Origin of the sequence: Acinetobacter silvestris (assembly GCF_002135235.1) — a bacterium.
GTDB lineage: Bacteria > Pseudomonadota > Gammaproteobacteria > Pseudomonadales > Moraxellaceae > Acinetobacter > Acinetobacter silvestris.
Map to the genome: position 1 here is coordinate 384,762 of NZ_NEGB01000001.1, position 17,502 is coordinate 402,263.

The window sequence follows — 17,502 nt, forward strand, 5'->3', positions numbered from 1 at the left end:
CTTAACACTGCCACCCTATTTCAAGGGTAGACAGAAATATTAGTTCTTTTCTTTATCTACGATTTTGTTGGCTTGAATCCACGGCATCATTGCGCGTAGCTTGTTACCCGTTACTTCAATACCATGCTCAGCATTTTGACGACGGCGAGCAGTCATCGATGGGTAATTCAACGCACCTTCTTGGATGAACATTTTTGCATATTCACCAGACTGAATACGTTTCAATGCATTACGCATTGCTTCACGAGACTGCTCATTGATGACTTCAGTACCCGTTACATATTCACCATATTCAGCATTGTTTGATACTGAATAGTTCATGTCTGCAATACCGCCTTCAAACATTAAATCAACAATCAATTTAAGTTCGTGCAAGCATTCGAAATAAGCCATTTCAGGTGCATAACCCGCTTCAACTAGCGTTTCATAACCCATTTTAACCAACTCAACCGCACCACCACAAAGTACCGCTTGCTCACCGAACAAATCAGTTTCTGTTTCTTCACGGAATGAAGTTTCGATAATACCAGTACGACCACCACCTACGCCTGAAGCATAAGAAAGCGCAACGTTACGTGCATTACCAGAAGCATCTTGGTGAATTGCGATTAAGTCAGGTACACCTGAACCACGTTGGAATTCAGAACGAACGGTATGACCCGGTGCTTTTGGTGCAACCATAATCACGTCTAAATCAGCACGTGGAACAACTTGGTTATAAAGAATAGAGAAACCATGTGCAAATGCTAAAGTTGCACCTTGCTTAATGTTCGGCTCGATCACATCACGATAAAGTTGTGATTGAAATTCATCTGGCGTCAAAATCATGACTAAGTCAGCTTGTACAACTGCAGCAGGCACTTCAGCAACTTTAAGGCCAGAATTTTCAGCTTTTTTCCAAGAAGTAGAGTTAGCACGTAAACCTACAGTTACGTCAACACCAGAATCTTTAAGGTTAAGCGCATGCGCATGCCCTTGTGAACCGTACCCAATAATTGCTACTTTTTTACCTTGGATGATAGATAAGTCACAGTCTTTATCATAAAAAATTTGCATTGTTGTCTCCGCTAAAATGCGTTGTTGCCTCTTCTTATCCTGAAGAATTTATTCAAAATCTTCTTGATTAAGCCCTCTCCTTACAAAGAGAGGTATCTTTGAGGTATTAATAAAATAGAGTTAAATTGATAAAACTTTTTCGCCACGTGCGATACCAGATACACCTGAACGTACCACTTCAAGGATGGTATTTTCAGCCAAAGCATCAATAAAGCCATCAATCTTTTCAGTCGTTCCCGCAATTTGAATGGTATACGTCGTCGGTGTCACATCTACAACTTGAGCACGAAATATGTCTGCTGTGCGTTTGATTTCAGCACGAGCTGCACCCAATGCTTTGACTTTAATCAACATCAGTTCACGTTCAATATGTGAACCTTCAGATAAATCAACCACTTTCACCACTTCAACCAACTTATTCAGTTGCTTGGTGATTTGTTCAATTTTATGGTCATCACCATAAGTCGTCAGGGTCAAGCGTGACATAGTCGGATCTTCAGTCGGCGCAACATTTAAAGTTTCAATGTTATAACCACGTTGTGAGAACAACCCCACTAAGCGAGAAAGCGCACCAGCTTCATTTTCAACGAGTACAGAAATTATATGTCTCATTTCGTACGCTCCCCTTTAGATAACCACATATCTTGTAATGACTGACCTGCAATTAACATTGGGTAAACATGCTCAGTCCGATCAACCATCACGTTAATGAACACACATTTATCATTAATCGCCATCGCTTCTGCGAGCTTCGCATCCAGTTCATCCGCATGATCAATTTGGATACCCACGTGCCCATAAGCTTCCATGAGTTTGGCAAAGTCAGGCAATGAATCGATATAAGAACTTGAGTGACGGCCTTCATAATTCATATCTTGCCATTGCTTAACCATACCCAAAGCTTGGTTATTTAAGCACAGAATTTTTACATTTAAGCCATACTGCTTACAGGTCGACAACTCTTGAATACACATCTGAATCGATGCTTCACCCGTGATACACACCACTTGCTGATCTGGGAAAGCTAGCTTTGCCGCCATTGCGTAAGGCAAACCTACACCCATGGTGCCCAAACCACCTGAATTGATCCATTGACGTGGACGTTTATAGGTATAGTAATTTGCACCAAACATCTGATGTTGACCGACATCTGAAGTGATAATGGCTTCGCTATTGGTAATTCGATCTAAAGCTTGAACCACTTGTTGCGGCTTCATTACCCCATCTTTACCAGCTTCATAACGTAAACCATGAACTTTGCGCCATTCATTAATTTGCGACCACCAAGCTGCAATCGCTTCAGGATTGGGCTTAGAAACATTCATTTGTTTCAATTGAACCAACATCTCTTGAAGTACAGGTTCTACTGCACCCACGATTGGAATATGCGCCATAATAGTTTTTGAAATCGTCGCTGGGTCGATATCAATATGAATCACTTTGGCATTTGGACAGAATTTTGCAGGATTATTGGTAACACGATCATCAAAACGCGCACCAATACATAAAATCAGATCTGCATTATGCATAGTCATGTTGGCTTCATAGGTACCATGCATACCCAACATACCAACAAACTGCTCATCATCACCTGGAAAACCACCTAAACCCATTAAGGTATTGGTCACAGGGTAATTCAAAAGATGCGCTAGTTCAGTCAATAACGCAGATGCATTGCCCTGAACAACACCACCACCCGCATAAATAACTGGACGTTTAGCATTCACCAATTCATCAATGGCTTTACGAATTTGACCTGAATGACCACGATGCGGTGGCTGATACGAACGCATCTTCACTTTTTCAGGATATTCGTAGGCAAACTTATCTGTTGGATTGGTCACATCTTTAGGAATATCAACAACGACTGGACCTGGACGACCAGATGCTGCGATATAGAATGCTTTTTTAATAATGGCAGGAATTTCACTGGCATGACGCACTTGGAAACTATGTTTTACGATTGGACGAGACACGCCAACCATGTCCGTTTCTTGGAAAGCATCTTCACCGATTAAATGTGATGCAACTTGACCAGACAAAATCACCATTGGGATTGAGTCCATATAAGCCGTTGCAATTGGCGTTACCGTATTCGTCGCACCAGGACCTGATGTCACGAGAACTACACCCGTTTTACCTGTAACCCGCGAGTAAGCATCTGCCATATGACCAGCAGCTTGTTCATGACGAACAAGGTAATGATTGATTTTATCTTGTTTAAATAGCGCGTCATAAATATGTAAAACTGCGCCGCCTGGATATCCAAAAACATGTTCAACGCCTTCGTCCGCTAATGCACGAACAAGCATTTCTCCACCAGATAAAAGTTCCAACGTAATTCACCCTAATATTTTATTTCACGATGTTATGGGAGACATAAATCGTGTTTCATTCATTGACTTGTGCTCTGTTATAGCACACATATTTCTTCGTTTTCGCAGCAATAATAATTTTTTTCTGACTGCACAGCCCTTTAAGCAGTGTAGACATTTTAAAAAATATGTTGGGATAAACATATTTTTAACTAGATTCATTTCCTCGGCTTAGAGGAAAAGTTATTGCTTGCTATGTATTTCATTCGAAGGGTGATCGAATAAAAACATATAAAACTAGTGTTGCATTTTTGTTGTTTCAGCAATCAAAGTCAAGGCTTCAATCATGCTTTTTATTGTTTATTTACCATCCGCACATATTTTAAACTATTCCTTTTTTTTTAATCATTTATAAAAAAAAATTCAATAACTTATAAACTTATAAATTTACGAAAGAAATATTTCTTCCTACATAAAACCGGTTAAAATAGCGACACTCACAAGCTAAATCACGACATTGATTTTGATCGCTTGTATATTTAGATTATCTTAAAAACTGACTGAATAATTTTATTCATTGGGGATATTTTATGTACAAAATACACCGTTCTAAATTTACACTCTTCTCTGTTGCCATGCTTTGCATTGCGACTTTAAGTTCATCTCAAAGTTTTGCAAAACAATATTACAAGTGGACGGATAGCAAAGGTTCAACACATTATACCAACACGCCACCACCGAAAAATGCGAAAAGCAAAAGTAAAATAGATACCTATGGTGCACATTCCACCGTGACCAACACCCCTCCAGTAACACCAGCACCAAGCAATTCATCGACAGCAAAACCTCAAGCTGAGCAACAACCTCATCAAGGTCATGAACCCGTACAAAAAGCACAAGCTGAATCGAGCAATGCTTCTCAAGCACAATAATTAGATAGATTGCGATTCGAAAAATTCTTGATCCATTTTTTTCAATTTTAAATAGCATGCAAAATTCACTTTTAGGTGCATTTTGCGCTATGCTGTGCAACAAACTTTTTAACCATTGTTCTTAATATACGTATATGACTACTCATCACATTGACCCTGAATATCAAGCAAGTGCGATTGAGCCAACAGTCCAACAAGACTGGGAATCTCGCAAAGCCTTTAAAGTTGCCGACACTGTAGAAGGTAAACATCGTTATATCCTGTCGATGTTCCCCTACCCAAGTGGCAAGCTGCATATGGGTCATGTGCGTAACTATACGATTGGCGACGTGATTAGCCGTTTCCACCGTCTCAAAGGCGAAACTGTCCTGCAACCGATGGGTTGGGATGCTTTTGGTCTGCCTGCTGAAAATGCTGCGATTGCACATCAAGTTGCACCAGCAAAATGGACCTTTGAAAACATCGCATATATGCGTGACCAATTGAAGAAGCTTGGCCTTTCAGTCGATTGGGATCGTGAATTTGCGACCTGTACGCCAGAGTATTATCACTGGGAACAATGGTTATTTGTACAGCTATATAAGAAAGGTTTGATTTATCGCAAACTTTCAACGGTGAACTGGGATCCTGTCGATCAGACTGTACTTGCCAATGAGCAAGTTGAAAATGGTCGTGGTTGGCGTTCGGGTGCATTGGTTGAAAAACGTGATATTCCAATGTACTACTTCCGCATTACTGATTATGCACAAGAATTATTAGACGATTTAGATACATTAAAAGATGGTTGGCCGCAGCAAGTCTTGACCATGCAGCGTAACTGGATTGGTCGTTCACAAGGGATGGAAATTACTTTCCCATCAGCAAGTCCTGAAGTCTATGCAAATGATTTAACTGTTTACACCACACGCGGTGACACCTTAATGGGTGTAACTTATGTCGCTGTTGCGGCTGAACATCCAATGGCGCTGAAAGCGGCTGAAAATAATCCTGAACTGGCTGCATTTATTGAAGAATGCCGTATGGGTTCAGTGGCTGAAGCAGACCTTGCCACTGCCGAGAAAAAAGGTATGGCAACAGGTTTATCTGTGAAGCACCCGATTACGGGTGAAGCAGTACCTGTTTGGATTGCCAACTATGTATTGATGTCATACGGCTCAGGTGCAGTCATGGCCGTTCCTGCGCATGATGAACGTGATTTTGAGTTTGCCAATAAATTTGGTCTCAACATCAAACAAGTAATTGATGCCAAAGGTGCAGACGATCAAGATTTCTCTGCAACTGAATGGCAAGAATGGTACGGTTCGAAAGACGGTACCTTGGTAAATTCTGATGAATTTGACGGTTTAGCCTTCCAAGCTGCATTTGATGCATTCATTGCTAAATTAGAGCCACAACAATTAGCCAATACCAAAGTTCAATTCCGTTTACGTGACTGGGGTGTTTCTCGTCAGCGTTATTGGGGTTGCCCAATTCCAATGATCAACTGCAACACCTGTGGTCAAGTTCCTGTACCTGAAGAACAGCTTCCTGTCATTTTACCAACGGACGTTGTGCCAGATGGTTCAGGCAATCCATTGAATAAAATGCCTGAATTTTATGAAACTAAATGTCCATGCTGTGGTAGCGACGCACGTCGTGAAACAGATACATTGGATACGTTCGTAGAGTCATCTTGGTATTATGCACGCTATGCATCACCAGATTTTACTGGTGGTCTGGTGAAACCAGAAGCTGCGAAAACTTGGCTTCCAGTCAACCAATATATTGGTGGTGTAGAACACGCCATCCTACATTTATTATATGCCCGTTTCTTCCATAAATTGATGCGTGATGAAGGCGTCGTTGAAGGGAACGAACCTTTTGCTAACTTGCTGACTCAGGGTATGGTTTTAGCTGATACTTTCTACCGTGAAGCCGAATCAGGTAAGAAAACGTGGTTTAATCCTGCGGACGTTGAGTTAGAAAAAGACGACAAAGGTCGTGTTCTTTCTGCAAAATATACAGGTGATGGCGAGCCAGTTGTGGTTGGTGGTCAAGAAAAAATGTCGAAATCGAAAAATAACGGCATCGACCCACAATCCATTATTGAGCAATACGGTGCAGATACTGCCCGTGTCTTTATGATGTTTGCAGCCCCACCCGATCAATCACTTGAATGGTCTGATGCAGGTGTTGAAGGTTCAAATCGTTTCTTGAAACGTGTTTGGCGTTTGACTTCAAGTTTCCTTGAAAAAGGCAATAATGCAACGGCAATTGATGTGGCAAATTTATCATCTGCAGCACAAGACTTACGTCGTAAAACGCATGAAACCATCCAAAAAGTGGGTGATGACATCGAACGTCGTCATGCCTTTAATACTGCAATTGCTGCGATGATGGAATTGTTAAACGCAAACAATAAGTTTGAAGCCAAAGATGACAACGACATTGCTGTCGCACGCGAATCGATCACTGCACTTCTTACTTTACTTGCACCATTTGCACCACATTTAAGCCAAACCTTATTGGCTGAATTTGGGGTTGAATTAACCACAACGCTATTCCCACAAGTGGATGAGTCTGCGTTAACACGCAATACACAAACCATTGTGGTTCAGGTGAATGGTAAACTTCGTGGCAAATTAGAAGTTGCGGTTGATATTTCTAAAGATGATATCTTGGCTTTGGCAAAAGCATTACCAGAAGTACAACAATTCTTAACCGGTCCAACCAAGAAAGAAATTGTAGTGCCGAATAAATTAGTGAATTTGGTGGTTTAATTTATTCCCTCCTCTAGATTCCCTATATTGAAAAGCAACTTTCTAATATGACATTGTTGGAAAGTTGCTTGAAGAATTACAAAAGCCCGTTGTTATTCAACGGGCTTTGACTCTAAAATCATTAAGATTTTTAAAATTATGATTCACGCCCTATAAATGAAGAATTTCTACAGAGGACAAAGCATGCACTTAGCTCAACGTATTGCAGCAGTTGTATTAACTCTAGGCTTAACTGCAAGCTTGGTCGGTTGTGGATTTCATCTCAAAGGAACAAACCCACAAGCAACGCCACTGGTTTACACCAAGCTACAATTGGTTATTCCTGAAAAGGCTGAAGACCTTGAGAAAAAACTCAGTGTTTATTTAGCCGCTTCGGGTATACAACTCAGTAATGCCAATGATGCTTATGTCTTACGTATCTTGGATTATAAACCTACGCGTCATGAGTTAAATGGTAAGCTGGTTGAAACACTATTACGTTTATCTGTGACTTTCCAGATTGAAGATAAACAAGGTCATCCAGTCACCGAACCCCGTACCGTAACGGCTTCACGTAGTTATCAATATGATGTCGCAACCGTTAATACTGATGATCAACAAAATACCTATTTAAGCAAAATTTTAATTGATGATATTGCTCGCCAAATAACTCGCCAAATTTCGGCTAATCGTTTACCGAAAGCAAAAGTTAACGCAACGTTGCCCGTTCATCCAACTACACCATAATTTAGACGCGCTACATACATGAAAATTGATTATCTCCAAGCCTTAAAACGTGCCCATGAAGCACGTGGTGCTTGGATTTTACATGGTCAAGAACCTTTACTTGAACAAAACCTACTGGATACTTTTCGTAAAAGTTGGAATGTTCAAGAGGTTGAACGACAACGTTTTGATATTAGTAGTGTCAGTGACTGGAAAAATGTCTTTAACGCGTTAAATAGTTTATCTTTATTTTCACAACATCTTGCGATTGAAGTGCATGGCAATATTAAGCCTGATGCCAATGCCCTCAAATTATTAAAAAACTATATTCAGCATAATGAACATAATTTGCTGATGATCATTATGCCAAAGCAAGATAGCAGCAGTTTAAAGTCAGCTTTCTTTCAGGTGGTGGAAGCCAATGGTGTCGTGGTCGCTTTAACAGCCAACTATCCACAAGATCGTCAGCGTATTTTAACCGTCGAAGCAGATAAACTTGGCATTCAACTCGAACAAGATGCTTGGTTATGGCTAGAGCAACATCATGAGCATAATCTGCTTGCTGCAAAAAATAGCTTAATGCGTGTACACGACACCTTTCCAGATAATCCAATCATTAAAATTGAACATCTATACGAATGTTTACAAGATCAATCTCGCTATACAACTTTTGATTTAAGTGATGCTTTGATTGCTGGAAATCTAGTTCAAGCCACTAAGATTTTTCAATATTTAATCGCTTCGGGTGAACCAAATAGTTTAATTTTATGGACGCTCAGCAAAGAAATGCGGTTACTAATGCAACTGTATGAACAACCCCAAAATGCTTTACAACTTGGCATCTGGAAAACTAAAATTTCCAATTATCAACAAGCCTTAAGGCGTTTACATCCCCAACATTTTTTAACTTGGCCACAACTTCTTTTACGTATAGACGCCGCAATTAAAGGCATGAGTCAAGAAAATGCCGAGCACTTGATTCTTCAATGTGTGGCTGAAATGTGTGGCAAAACCCTCTTTCCAGTATAACTACACTACCGCTTATTTAGAATAATTATCATTTCTATTTATTTAAAAAAATTCACGCTTTATCCTTAATTCACTCTTATAATTTGAACAATTTTTAATTCTGACTCGAACCACTTCGCTATGCCAAAAATAAAACCAGCCAAAGTCATTCTAATCGTGGTCTGTATTGCCATTCTCGCCGCGCTTGCGTGGACATTCTTAAAACCTAAAAACGAAAAACCACAATACATTACTGCTGAAGTAACCCGTAACGATCTAGAAGACTCAGTCTTAGCCACAGGTAATTTAGAAGCCACCAAAATGGTCAGTGTCGGCGCACAGGTTTCCGGTCAAGTCAAAAAAATGTATGTCAAATTAGGCGATCAAGTGAAACAAGGTCAGCTGATTGCACAAATTGACTCAGTTCGTCAGCACAATGATTTAAAAACGGCTGAAGCTAGCATTAAAAACCAACAAGCACAATTGGCAGTCAAACAAGCCAATTTAGCCAAATTTGAAGCAGAATATACACGCCAACAAGCCATGTATGCTCAAGATGCAACTTCTAGAGCTGAACTAGAATCTGCCTTAGCAAGTTATAAAACAGCACAGGCTGATATTGCTGCGATTAACGCACAAATTGAACAATCTCGGTTAACCTTAGCCACCTCACAAGAAAATTTGGGTTATACCCAAATTATGGCACCAATTGATGGAACTGTGGTTGCGATTGTGACTGAAGAAGGTCAAACCGTGAATGCCAATCAAAGTGCACCAACCATCGTAAAATTAGCCAAATTAGACACCATGACCATCAAAGCTCAGATTTCCGAAGCGGATGTCATGAAAGTTCAGGAAGGACAAAAGGTTTATTTCACAACTTTAGGCGATAGTGAGAAAAAACGTTATGCGACTTTACGTCAAGTTGAGCCTGCACCCGATTCCATTAATAATGAAACCAATAACAACTCCTCATCATCAAATACCGCTATTTACTACAATGCTTTATTTGATATACCGAATGAAGATGGCAAGTTACGTATCGATATGACAGCTCAGGTTTATATTATTTTAGCTGAAGCTAAAAATGTGCTGACCATTCCTTCCTCAGCCTTACAGAAATCGAATCGTCCAAAACGTGGCAACAGTAATACCGCATCGGCTGCTGGTCAAAATTCAGGAAAAAATCAATCTGCCGGAAGTCACTCACAGCAAAAAGACAACAAAGATATGGCTCAAAATAGTGATCGTCCACAACGCCTAGAACTGAATGCGGATGAAAAAGCCTTAATTGATCAAGGCAAGGCTTCTCTAGCCATTGTGCGAGTACTACCAGAAGATGCTACACCACTGCGCAAACAAGTCCTCATTGGACTCAACAATCGTGTCACAGCACAAGTACTCCGTGGTTTAGCCCAAGGTGAACAAGTCATTATTGCTGATGCTTCAGATACATCGAATGATTCTGCAAAACGTAGCAATAAAAATAGCGCAATGAGATTTTAAGCATGGATCAGAACAAACAACCTCTGCTCGAGGTCAGCAATCTGATTCGTGAATTCCCTGCGGGCGAATCGACGATTCAGATTCTAAAGAGCATTGATTTAAAAATTTATGCAGGCGAGCTGGTGGCGATTGTCGGTCAATCTGGTTCAGGTAAATCAACCTTAATGAATATTTTAGGTTGTTTAGATAAACCAACGTCTGGCAGCTATAAAGTGAATGGTCGGGAGACAGGAAAACTTGAACCCGATGAACTCGCACATTTACGTCGTGAATATTTTGGCTTTATCTTTCAACGTTATCATTTATTAGGCGATTTAACGGCAGCAGGCAACGTCGAAGTGCCTGCAATTTATGCAGGTGTAGATCCCAATGCACGTCACAAGCGCTCGCATGAAATTCTGACCGATCTTGGTTTAGCTGAAAAAACCCAAAATCGTCCCAATCAGCTTTCTGGTGGTCAGCAACAACGTGTCTCCATTGCTCGTGCACTGATGAATGGCGGTGACGTCATTCTCGCCGATGAGCCAACAGGTGCATTAGATAAAAATAGTGGCGTAGAAGTGATCCGTATTTTACGTGAGCTGAATGCCAAAGGTCATACCATCATTTTGGTTACACATGATATGAATGTCGCCAAAAATGCGACGCGTATTATTGAAATCAGTGATGGGAATATTATTGCGGATAAGCCGAATACGCCAGAAACCAATGACATTATTGATATTGGTACTGATCTAGACAATGCCAAAAAGCAGAAAAAATCTTCTGCGTGGCGTTCGGCACTGGATCGTTTTGGTGAAGCATTTAACATGGCTTTACTTGCGATGAATGCACACCGCATGCGTACATTTTTAACCATGTTGGGGATTATTATTGGGATTGCCTCAGTGGTATCCGTTGTCGCTCTCGGCAATGGTTCACAGAAACAAATTTTAGAAAATATTAGCAGCTTAGGCACCAACACCATTACTGTATTTCAAGGTCGAGGTTTTGGTGATAACTCAAAAACGGCACAGGCCAAAACACTCATACCCGCTGATGCTGAGGCTTTAGCAGAACAACCCTACGTAGAAAGTGTCAGCCCTTCAGTCAACACCAATGTCACAGCACGTTATAAAGATACCGAAGCAGCGACCACAGTGAATGGAGTCGGCGCTGACTTTTTTAATGTGCGTGGTCTGACTTTTGAGTCTGGACAAGCTTTTGATAAACAAAGTGTCTTGCAACGCGCTCAAGATGTCGTGATTGATTCCAATACCAAAAGGACCCTTTTTGCGGATGGCACAGATCCTTTAGGCAAAGTCATTTTATTAGGTAATGTCCCAAGTCGTATTATTGGTGTAACCGATGTGCAGAAAGGCATGATGGGCAACTCGGATAGCCTCAACGTATATTTGCCCTACTCCACCGTCATGAGCCGTATGTTAGGCCAAGCGAATGTCCGAAATATCATTGTGCGAATCAAAGATGAATATCCCAGTGCTGCAGCTGAAAATGCAATTTTAGCCTTGCTCGAACAACGGCATGGTGCACAGGATGTCTTTACCCAAAATTCGGACAGTATTCGTGAAACCATTGAACAAACCACAGCAACCATGACGTTATTGGTTTCAGCGATTGCGGTGATTTCTCTCGTTGTCGGGGGTATTGGCGTGATGAACATCATGCTGGTTTCGGTGACTGAACGAACGCAAGAGATTGGGGTTCGTATGGCAGTTGGTGCACGTCAAAGTGATATCCTGCAACAGTTTCTCATTGAAGCGATTTTGGTCTGTATTTTGGGCGGCATTCTCGGAGTTTTACTCTCTTTAGGCATTGGGCAAATTATCGGTCACTTTGCCAAAGGTACTTTCCAAATGGCCTATTCCAGTACCTCAATTATTGCTGCTTTTGTATGCTCAACCTTAATTGGTGTCATCTTTGGTTTTATCCCAGCGCGCAATGCAGCACAACTCGACCCTGTCGATGCGTTATCACGAGAATAAGGAATGGATATGCAATTACATTTAAGCAAGCTTGCAAGTGCCTTGATTCTCAGTAGCGCATTGGTTGGATGTGCAGCTGTCGTCAAAACTCCCTACCAAGCACCGAGTATAGAAATCCCCAACAATTTCGCCTATCAAAAAGCGAACACTAAACAAGTCCAAGTCGATATCTATGCTGATCAATGGTGGTCATTATTTGATGATGTGCAACTGAATCAATTAGTGAATCAAGTTATTGAAAAAAATACGGATCTTGCTATCGCAGGCATTAATTTACAACAAGCCCGCTTAAGAGCTGGCTTAGCACAAAATCAACAAGGTATTCGGATCAACTCGAACGTTTCAACTGGGCACAATGTTGACTTACATTCAGGTGACAATTCATCTAAAGGCGTCTCACTCAATGCTGGTGTCAGTTATGAAGTGGATTTGTTTGGCAAACTAGCTCGACAGACTGAAGCCAGTAAATGGGAGGCTTTAGCGACTGAACAAGATTTACAAGCCACGGGGCAAAGCCTGATCGCGACAACTGCAAATTTGTATTGGCAATTGGGTTATTTAAATGAACGCTACAGTACTGCTCAGCAAAGTTTAACAACCACACAAAAACTGTATGAATTGATTCGCATACAATATCGTGCAGGAGCAGTTTCAGGTTTAGATTTAACTCAAGCTGAACAATCGGTACAAAGTCAAAAAGCCAGTTTAAGTCAAATTGATCAACAACGTATTGAAGCACGTACTGCCTTAGCCGTTTTATTACAGCTTCCAGTACAGCAGCTAAATATTCAAGAACCGCAAGTTCTACCGCGTATTCATCTACCGAATATTGCAGCAGGTTTACCCGCAGAATTACTGTCCCGTCGTCCTGATTTACGTGCAGCGGAATTACGGTTACGTAAATCACTGGCCAATAAAGATGCCACCAAAGCCAGTTATTATCCTTCAATTAACTTAACTGGCAATTTAGGTTCGAGCAGTACCTCTTTAACTCAGTTATTACAAAATCCAGCCCTTTCTTTGGGTGCAAGTCTAAGTCTGCCTTTTCTACAATATAATGATATGAAAAAAGATATTCAGATTAGTGACTTGGACTATGCAAAAAGCATTATTCAATATCGTCAAACGCTCTATCAGGCTTTTGCAGACACTGAAAATGCACTGTCAAATAGAACTGCACTAGATAAGCAAGTGACATTACAACAACGTAATTTAGAGCTAGCTGAAAAGACTGAGCAGCTCACTCAAGTTCGTTATAAAAATGGAGCTATTGCTTTGAAAAACCTCTTAGATGCGCAAGAAACCACGCGGAATGCACGTTTAAGTTTAGTACAAACCAAGCAAAACCAATACAATGCCTATGTGACATTGATGCAAGCCTTAGGCGGTAGCCCAATCAAGCAACTGCCATAAAGCTTGAATAAATTTAAGTGAACATTGTTAAATTTATTCTATAAAAAAAGAGCCTTTTAATCGGCTCTTTTTTTTTATTATTTCGCTTCAGGTTTATCTTCTACAGCTTTAACACGAATACCATGTCCATGTAAGCGCAATGTATTTAAGCCTTTAATCGCTTTCACTGCTTCACGACCATTTGGCATGTCTACAAATGCAAACCCTTTCGATTTACCTGTTGCAGCATCTAAAACCACGGTACATGATTTCACTGTACCGTATGCTTTAAACAATTCCAGTAGCTCTGCTTCAGTGACTGTACGCTCTAAACTGCGAACTAAAATTTTCATTTTACAACCTTAAAAATATAAAATAGACAATAAACATCAAAAAGCACTCGCCTACTCTACTTTTTGAATGAAAACACAAGATAGCTCTAGTTTAATCGAGATCGATACCAAAATCTAAATTAATCGACTGACGCTCAATTAAAGCGCTTTTGACGGTCTGTTGACGTGGTTTGTAATGCGTTTCAGAGGTACATAAATTTCGAGCTAAACCATTCAAAAAATAACTTTCAATCGTTCGACCTTGTTCATCCACTTGATCTTTAGCCCACAAATTTAAATTTTGTTTCGTCAAAATCAACTCATTTTGCGCACGGGTTAAAGCGACATACAACACCCGACGCTCTTCTTCGACTTCATCAAAATTGCCTTGTGCACGTGCATGTGGATATTGACCAGCCGAGACATTGGCGACATAACAAACTTTTTGCTCCGTGCCTTTAGCCGAGTGAATGGTGATAAGCGTGACCACATCATCTTGAGCTTGACGCTCAATTTCACTGATTGAGACAGGATCAAGTACATACTCTTCTAAAAACTCACCAAGTTGTTGATGCTTAGCCGCTAACTGTTTGACTAAATCAAAATCACTGACCCGTTTTGACCATTCTTTTTTGGCATAATTCTCTTCAAGCTGTGTCAATAATGCTTCAACACCCAATTTCACACACGCTGCTACTTCATGCTTGAGTACACTCATTTGCTTCATGATCAACAGCGTATTTTCAGGAATTCGACCAAATTTCTCCAGCTTTTCCAGCATTCGCTCTAAATCAGGTTCACCTAACAATTGATGTGATAACTTACTAGCACTGACATCACCGACACCATTCCAGAGCGTTAAAAAACGCATCCAAGCAATATCATCCAATGGATTGGCAATCACACGCAGTAAACTGAGTAAATCTTTCACATGCGCGGTTTCAAGTAACTTCATACCACCAATGAAACGATATGGCACATTGGCTTGAATAAATGCTGCCTCGATATGTCGTGCGGCAAAACTGGAACGTACCAACACCATATGTTCATGCCATGCAGAACCTTGCAGAAAATGACGTTCTTTAATATCGATAGCAATCCATTTGGCTTCATCAAACTCATTCGGGAAAATATGCAAGCGTGGTTTGATGCCCTCTCCACGATAAGCTTCTAAATGCTTATCGTAAGTAATTTCACTTTGATCAAGCAGCCAATTGGATAGATCTAAAATTTCTTGGGTTGAACGATAATTTTTTTCCAATTTAAAAATCTGTGCCTCAGGCACACGCTCTTTAAAATGATGAATATTTTCAAAATCTGCGCCACGGAAACCATAAATCGATTGCGCATCATCGCCCACACAAAATAAATGGGTTTTATCTTTTAAAGGGTCTAACAATGCCCATTGCAAGGGATTGGTATCCTGCATTTCATCCACCAGCATATGCTGACACAATGATGCGACATAATCGACCAATCCATCCGATTGTGCTAAAGCTGAGGCAACCACAGCTAAAATATCATCATAATCTAAGAAGCAACGTGCTTGTTTACGTGCCTCGTACTCTTTCATGATTTCTGCAATTTGATCTTTATGATCCAAAAATTCAGGGAGTTGTTTTTCTAAAGCAAGGCTCAATTTTTGATGGGTATTTCGTGCAAAAGAATAAAGATCACACAGTTCTTTCGGCTTGGGTAAAGCATTTGGATTATTTTTATCATCTTTACCGCGAATTAGGCGGAACATCATCAACTGATCATCACGATCAATAATCGAGAATTGCTCTAAACCAAATGCTTTCGGCACACGGCGTAGTAAATACATACAAAAAGTATGAAACGTCGATGCGCGTAAACCTTTAGCTTGATCACCTAAAGCCAATTCTACTCGTGCCACAATTTCGCTGGCTGAACGACGGGTAAAAGTCAGAATTTGGATCTGGTTGGCTGGAACGCCTTGATCAATCAGATAGGCAGCACGGGCGACGATGGTTTTGGTCTTGCCACAGCCTGCACCTGCAAGGACCAAGCTATGTTTTGCTTGCGTGATTGCGGCTTGCTTTTGTTGAGGGTTTAATTCATCAATTAGGCTGGCTAAACTCATTTTCACTCATCATTTTGTGGATGAGGCGTAGTTTAACAAAACTCTCCCATCAAAACTGAGTTTATCCACCAGTAGAATTAATTATCCGCAATGAGTACCATTATCTAATGGAGCAAATGACCGATATAACCCTGTTGAACCGAAATTACAAAAACCAATTACTTAGCAACAAAAGCTTTTTATTACTTTTAACTTTAAAAAGTAAAACCATTATCTAAGACTGATTATTCTAATTCTAAAATTATAAAAGCCGCGCAATATTCTCACAGGTTCTTTCCAAATTTCTCTCGCCATTTTTTAATACAGTTTGCAAATCACATGCACCATCGACTATACCAAAGATTGCAGTAAAACCTTCGTCATATAATTCCTCAACACCTTCACCAATATAACCGGCACAAGCAATTACAGGTTTATTCAATCGCTTTGCAACTTGTGCAACACCAAATGGTGTTTTGCCAAACTTGGTCTGAAAGTCGATACCGCCCTCACCCGTAAAAACATAATCAGCTTGTGCAATTTTTTCAGCAAGCCTAATTTCTTCAATGACAATTTCCACACCCGAACGAATCTTTGCACCTGCAAACGCCATTAAGCCAAAGCCTAATCCACCTGCTGCACCAGCCCCAGCTACATTTTGAATATTCAATCCCAATTGTTGTTCAACCACATTCGCAAAATGTGCGAGATTTTGATCCAATTGCAACACCATTTCAATTGTTGCACCTTTTTGTGGCCCAAAGACATAAGAAGCCCCATTCTCTCCACATAAGGGATTATTCACATCACTGGCAATGATGATCTCCGTCTGCTTTAACTGAGGGTCTAATCCTGAAGTATCCATGGTTTTTATGTGATGCAGTTGCCCACCACCTACAGCAACCTCACCACCATTCGCATCATAAAACTTTGCACCTAAAGCCTGTGCCATACCTGCACCTGCATCATTGGTGACACTACCGCCTAAACCTATAATAATTTTAGCTACACCATAATCCAAAGCAGCCTTAATCATTTCGCCCGTACCAAAAGTGCTGGTGAACAACGGATTCCGCTGTGAATTTTCTAACAAATGAATACCATTGGCTTTAGCCATTTCAATTACGGCTGTTCGACCATCATCCATGAGCCCAAAATAGGTTTGGACTTTTTGAGTTCGCACTGGGCCTGTGACTTCAATATCAATTTTATGACCATGCTTTGCAGCCACTAATGTATCAACCGTTCCCTCACCACCATCCGCCATAGGTACGTGAATAAACTGAGCATCCTTAAACACTTTTTGAATGCCACGCTGCATCGCTAGACAGGCCTGTTCAGCACTCATACTTTCTTTAAAGGAATCTGGTGCAAGGACAAAAACTTTAGACATAAGACTTTCAACTTCTCCCATAAAAGAACAAAAACA

The 17,502-nt window shown here is 40.6% G+C and carries 13 protein-coding genes; 7 read left to right on the forward strand and 6 right to left on the reverse strand.

Annotated features, from left to right (window positions below; translation table 11 throughout):
• Positions 1-39: 39 nt before the first annotated feature.
• From ilvC to B9T28_RS01865, 3 genes are all read right to left on the reverse strand, one after another.
• The gene (gene ilvC, locus B9T28_RS01855) at positions 40-1,056 is read right to left on the reverse strand and encodes a ketol-acid reductoisomerase (protein ID WP_086202254.1); all 1,017 of its coding nucleotides are present in this window, start codon (positions 1,054-1,056) and stop codon (positions 40-42) included.
• A gap of 120 nt (positions 1,057-1,176) precedes the next feature.
• Positions 1,177-1,668, reverse strand: a complete 492-nt coding sequence (ilvN, locus tag B9T28_RS01860) for an acetolactate synthase small subunit (protein ID WP_086202255.1) — start codon at positions 1,666-1,668, stop codon at positions 1,177-1,179.
• Positions 1,665-3,392, reverse strand: coding sequence for an acetolactate synthase 3 large subunit (locus B9T28_RS01865; protein ID WP_086202256.1), 1,728 nt, complete (start codon positions 3,390-3,392; stop codon positions 1,665-1,667). The genes ilvN and B9T28_RS01865 overlap by 4 nt, the downstream gene beginning before the upstream one ends.
• Positions 3,393-3,961: 569 nt before the next feature.
• Here B9T28_RS01865 and B9T28_RS01870 point away from each other — a divergent pair.
• The 7 genes from B9T28_RS01870 (at position 3,962) to B9T28_RS01900 (ending at position 13,679) form a co-directional block, all read left to right on the forward strand.
• A complete protein-coding gene (locus tag B9T28_RS01870; RefSeq protein WP_434057110.1) occupies positions 3,962-4,303 on the forward strand; it encodes a DUF4124 domain-containing protein in 342 nt (113 codons plus the stop codon).
• A gap of 134 nt (positions 4,304-4,437) precedes the next feature.
• A complete protein-coding gene (leuS, locus tag B9T28_RS01875) occupies positions 4,438-7,062 on the forward strand; it encodes a leucine--tRNA ligase (protein WP_086202257.1) in 2,625 nt (874 codons plus the stop codon).
• A gap of 183 nt (positions 7,063-7,245) precedes the next feature.
• On the forward strand, positions 7,246-7,788 hold the full coding sequence (locus tag B9T28_RS01880; RefSeq protein WP_086202258.1) for an LPS-assembly lipoprotein LptE: 543 nt from the start codon (positions 7,246-7,248) through the stop codon (positions 7,786-7,788).
• A gap of 18 nt (positions 7,789-7,806) precedes the next feature.
• Positions 7,807-8,796 (forward strand): DNA polymerase III subunit delta, encoded by a 990-nt coding sequence (gene holA, locus B9T28_RS01885; protein ID WP_086202259.1) that lies wholly within the window; start codon positions 7,807-7,809, stop codon positions 8,794-8,796.
• Positions 8,797-8,916: 120 nt separating this feature from the next.
• Positions 8,917-10,281: an efflux RND transporter periplasmic adaptor subunit gene (locus B9T28_RS01890; RefSeq protein WP_086202260.1), complete on the forward strand. Its 1,365-nt coding sequence runs from the start codon at positions 8,917-8,919 to the stop codon at positions 10,279-10,281.
• Positions 10,282-10,283: 2 nt separating this feature from the next.
• The gene (locus tag B9T28_RS01895) at positions 10,284-12,266 is read left to right on the forward strand and encodes a MacB family efflux pump subunit (protein ID WP_086202261.1); all 1,983 of its coding nucleotides are present in this window, start codon (positions 10,284-10,286) and stop codon (positions 12,264-12,266) included.
• 9 nt (positions 12,267-12,275) lie between these two features.
• Positions 12,276-13,679 carry an efflux transporter outer membrane subunit gene (locus B9T28_RS01900; protein WP_086202262.1) on the forward strand — a complete coding sequence of 468 codons (1,404 nt, stop codon included), beginning with the start codon at positions 12,276-12,278 and terminating at the stop codon, positions 13,677-13,679.
• Positions 13,680-13,756: 77 nt separating this feature from the next.
• Here B9T28_RS01900 and B9T28_RS01905 read toward each other — a convergent pair whose 3' ends face one another.
• The 3 genes from B9T28_RS01905 to B9T28_RS01915 form a co-directional block, all read right to left on the reverse strand.
• A complete protein-coding gene (locus B9T28_RS01905; RefSeq protein WP_086202263.1) occupies positions 13,757-14,011 on the reverse strand; it encodes an RNA recognition motif domain-containing protein in 255 nt (84 codons plus the stop codon).
• Between the two features lie 91 nt (positions 14,012-14,102).
• A complete protein-coding gene (locus B9T28_RS01910; protein ID WP_086202264.1) occupies positions 14,103-16,094 on the reverse strand; it encodes an ATP-dependent helicase in 1,992 nt (663 codons plus the stop codon).
• Between the two features lie 241 nt (positions 16,095-16,335).
• A complete protein-coding gene (locus B9T28_RS01915; protein ID WP_086202265.1) occupies positions 16,336-17,466 on the reverse strand; it encodes a glycerate kinase family protein in 1,131 nt (376 codons plus the stop codon).
• Positions 17,467-17,502 lie beyond the last annotated feature (36 nt).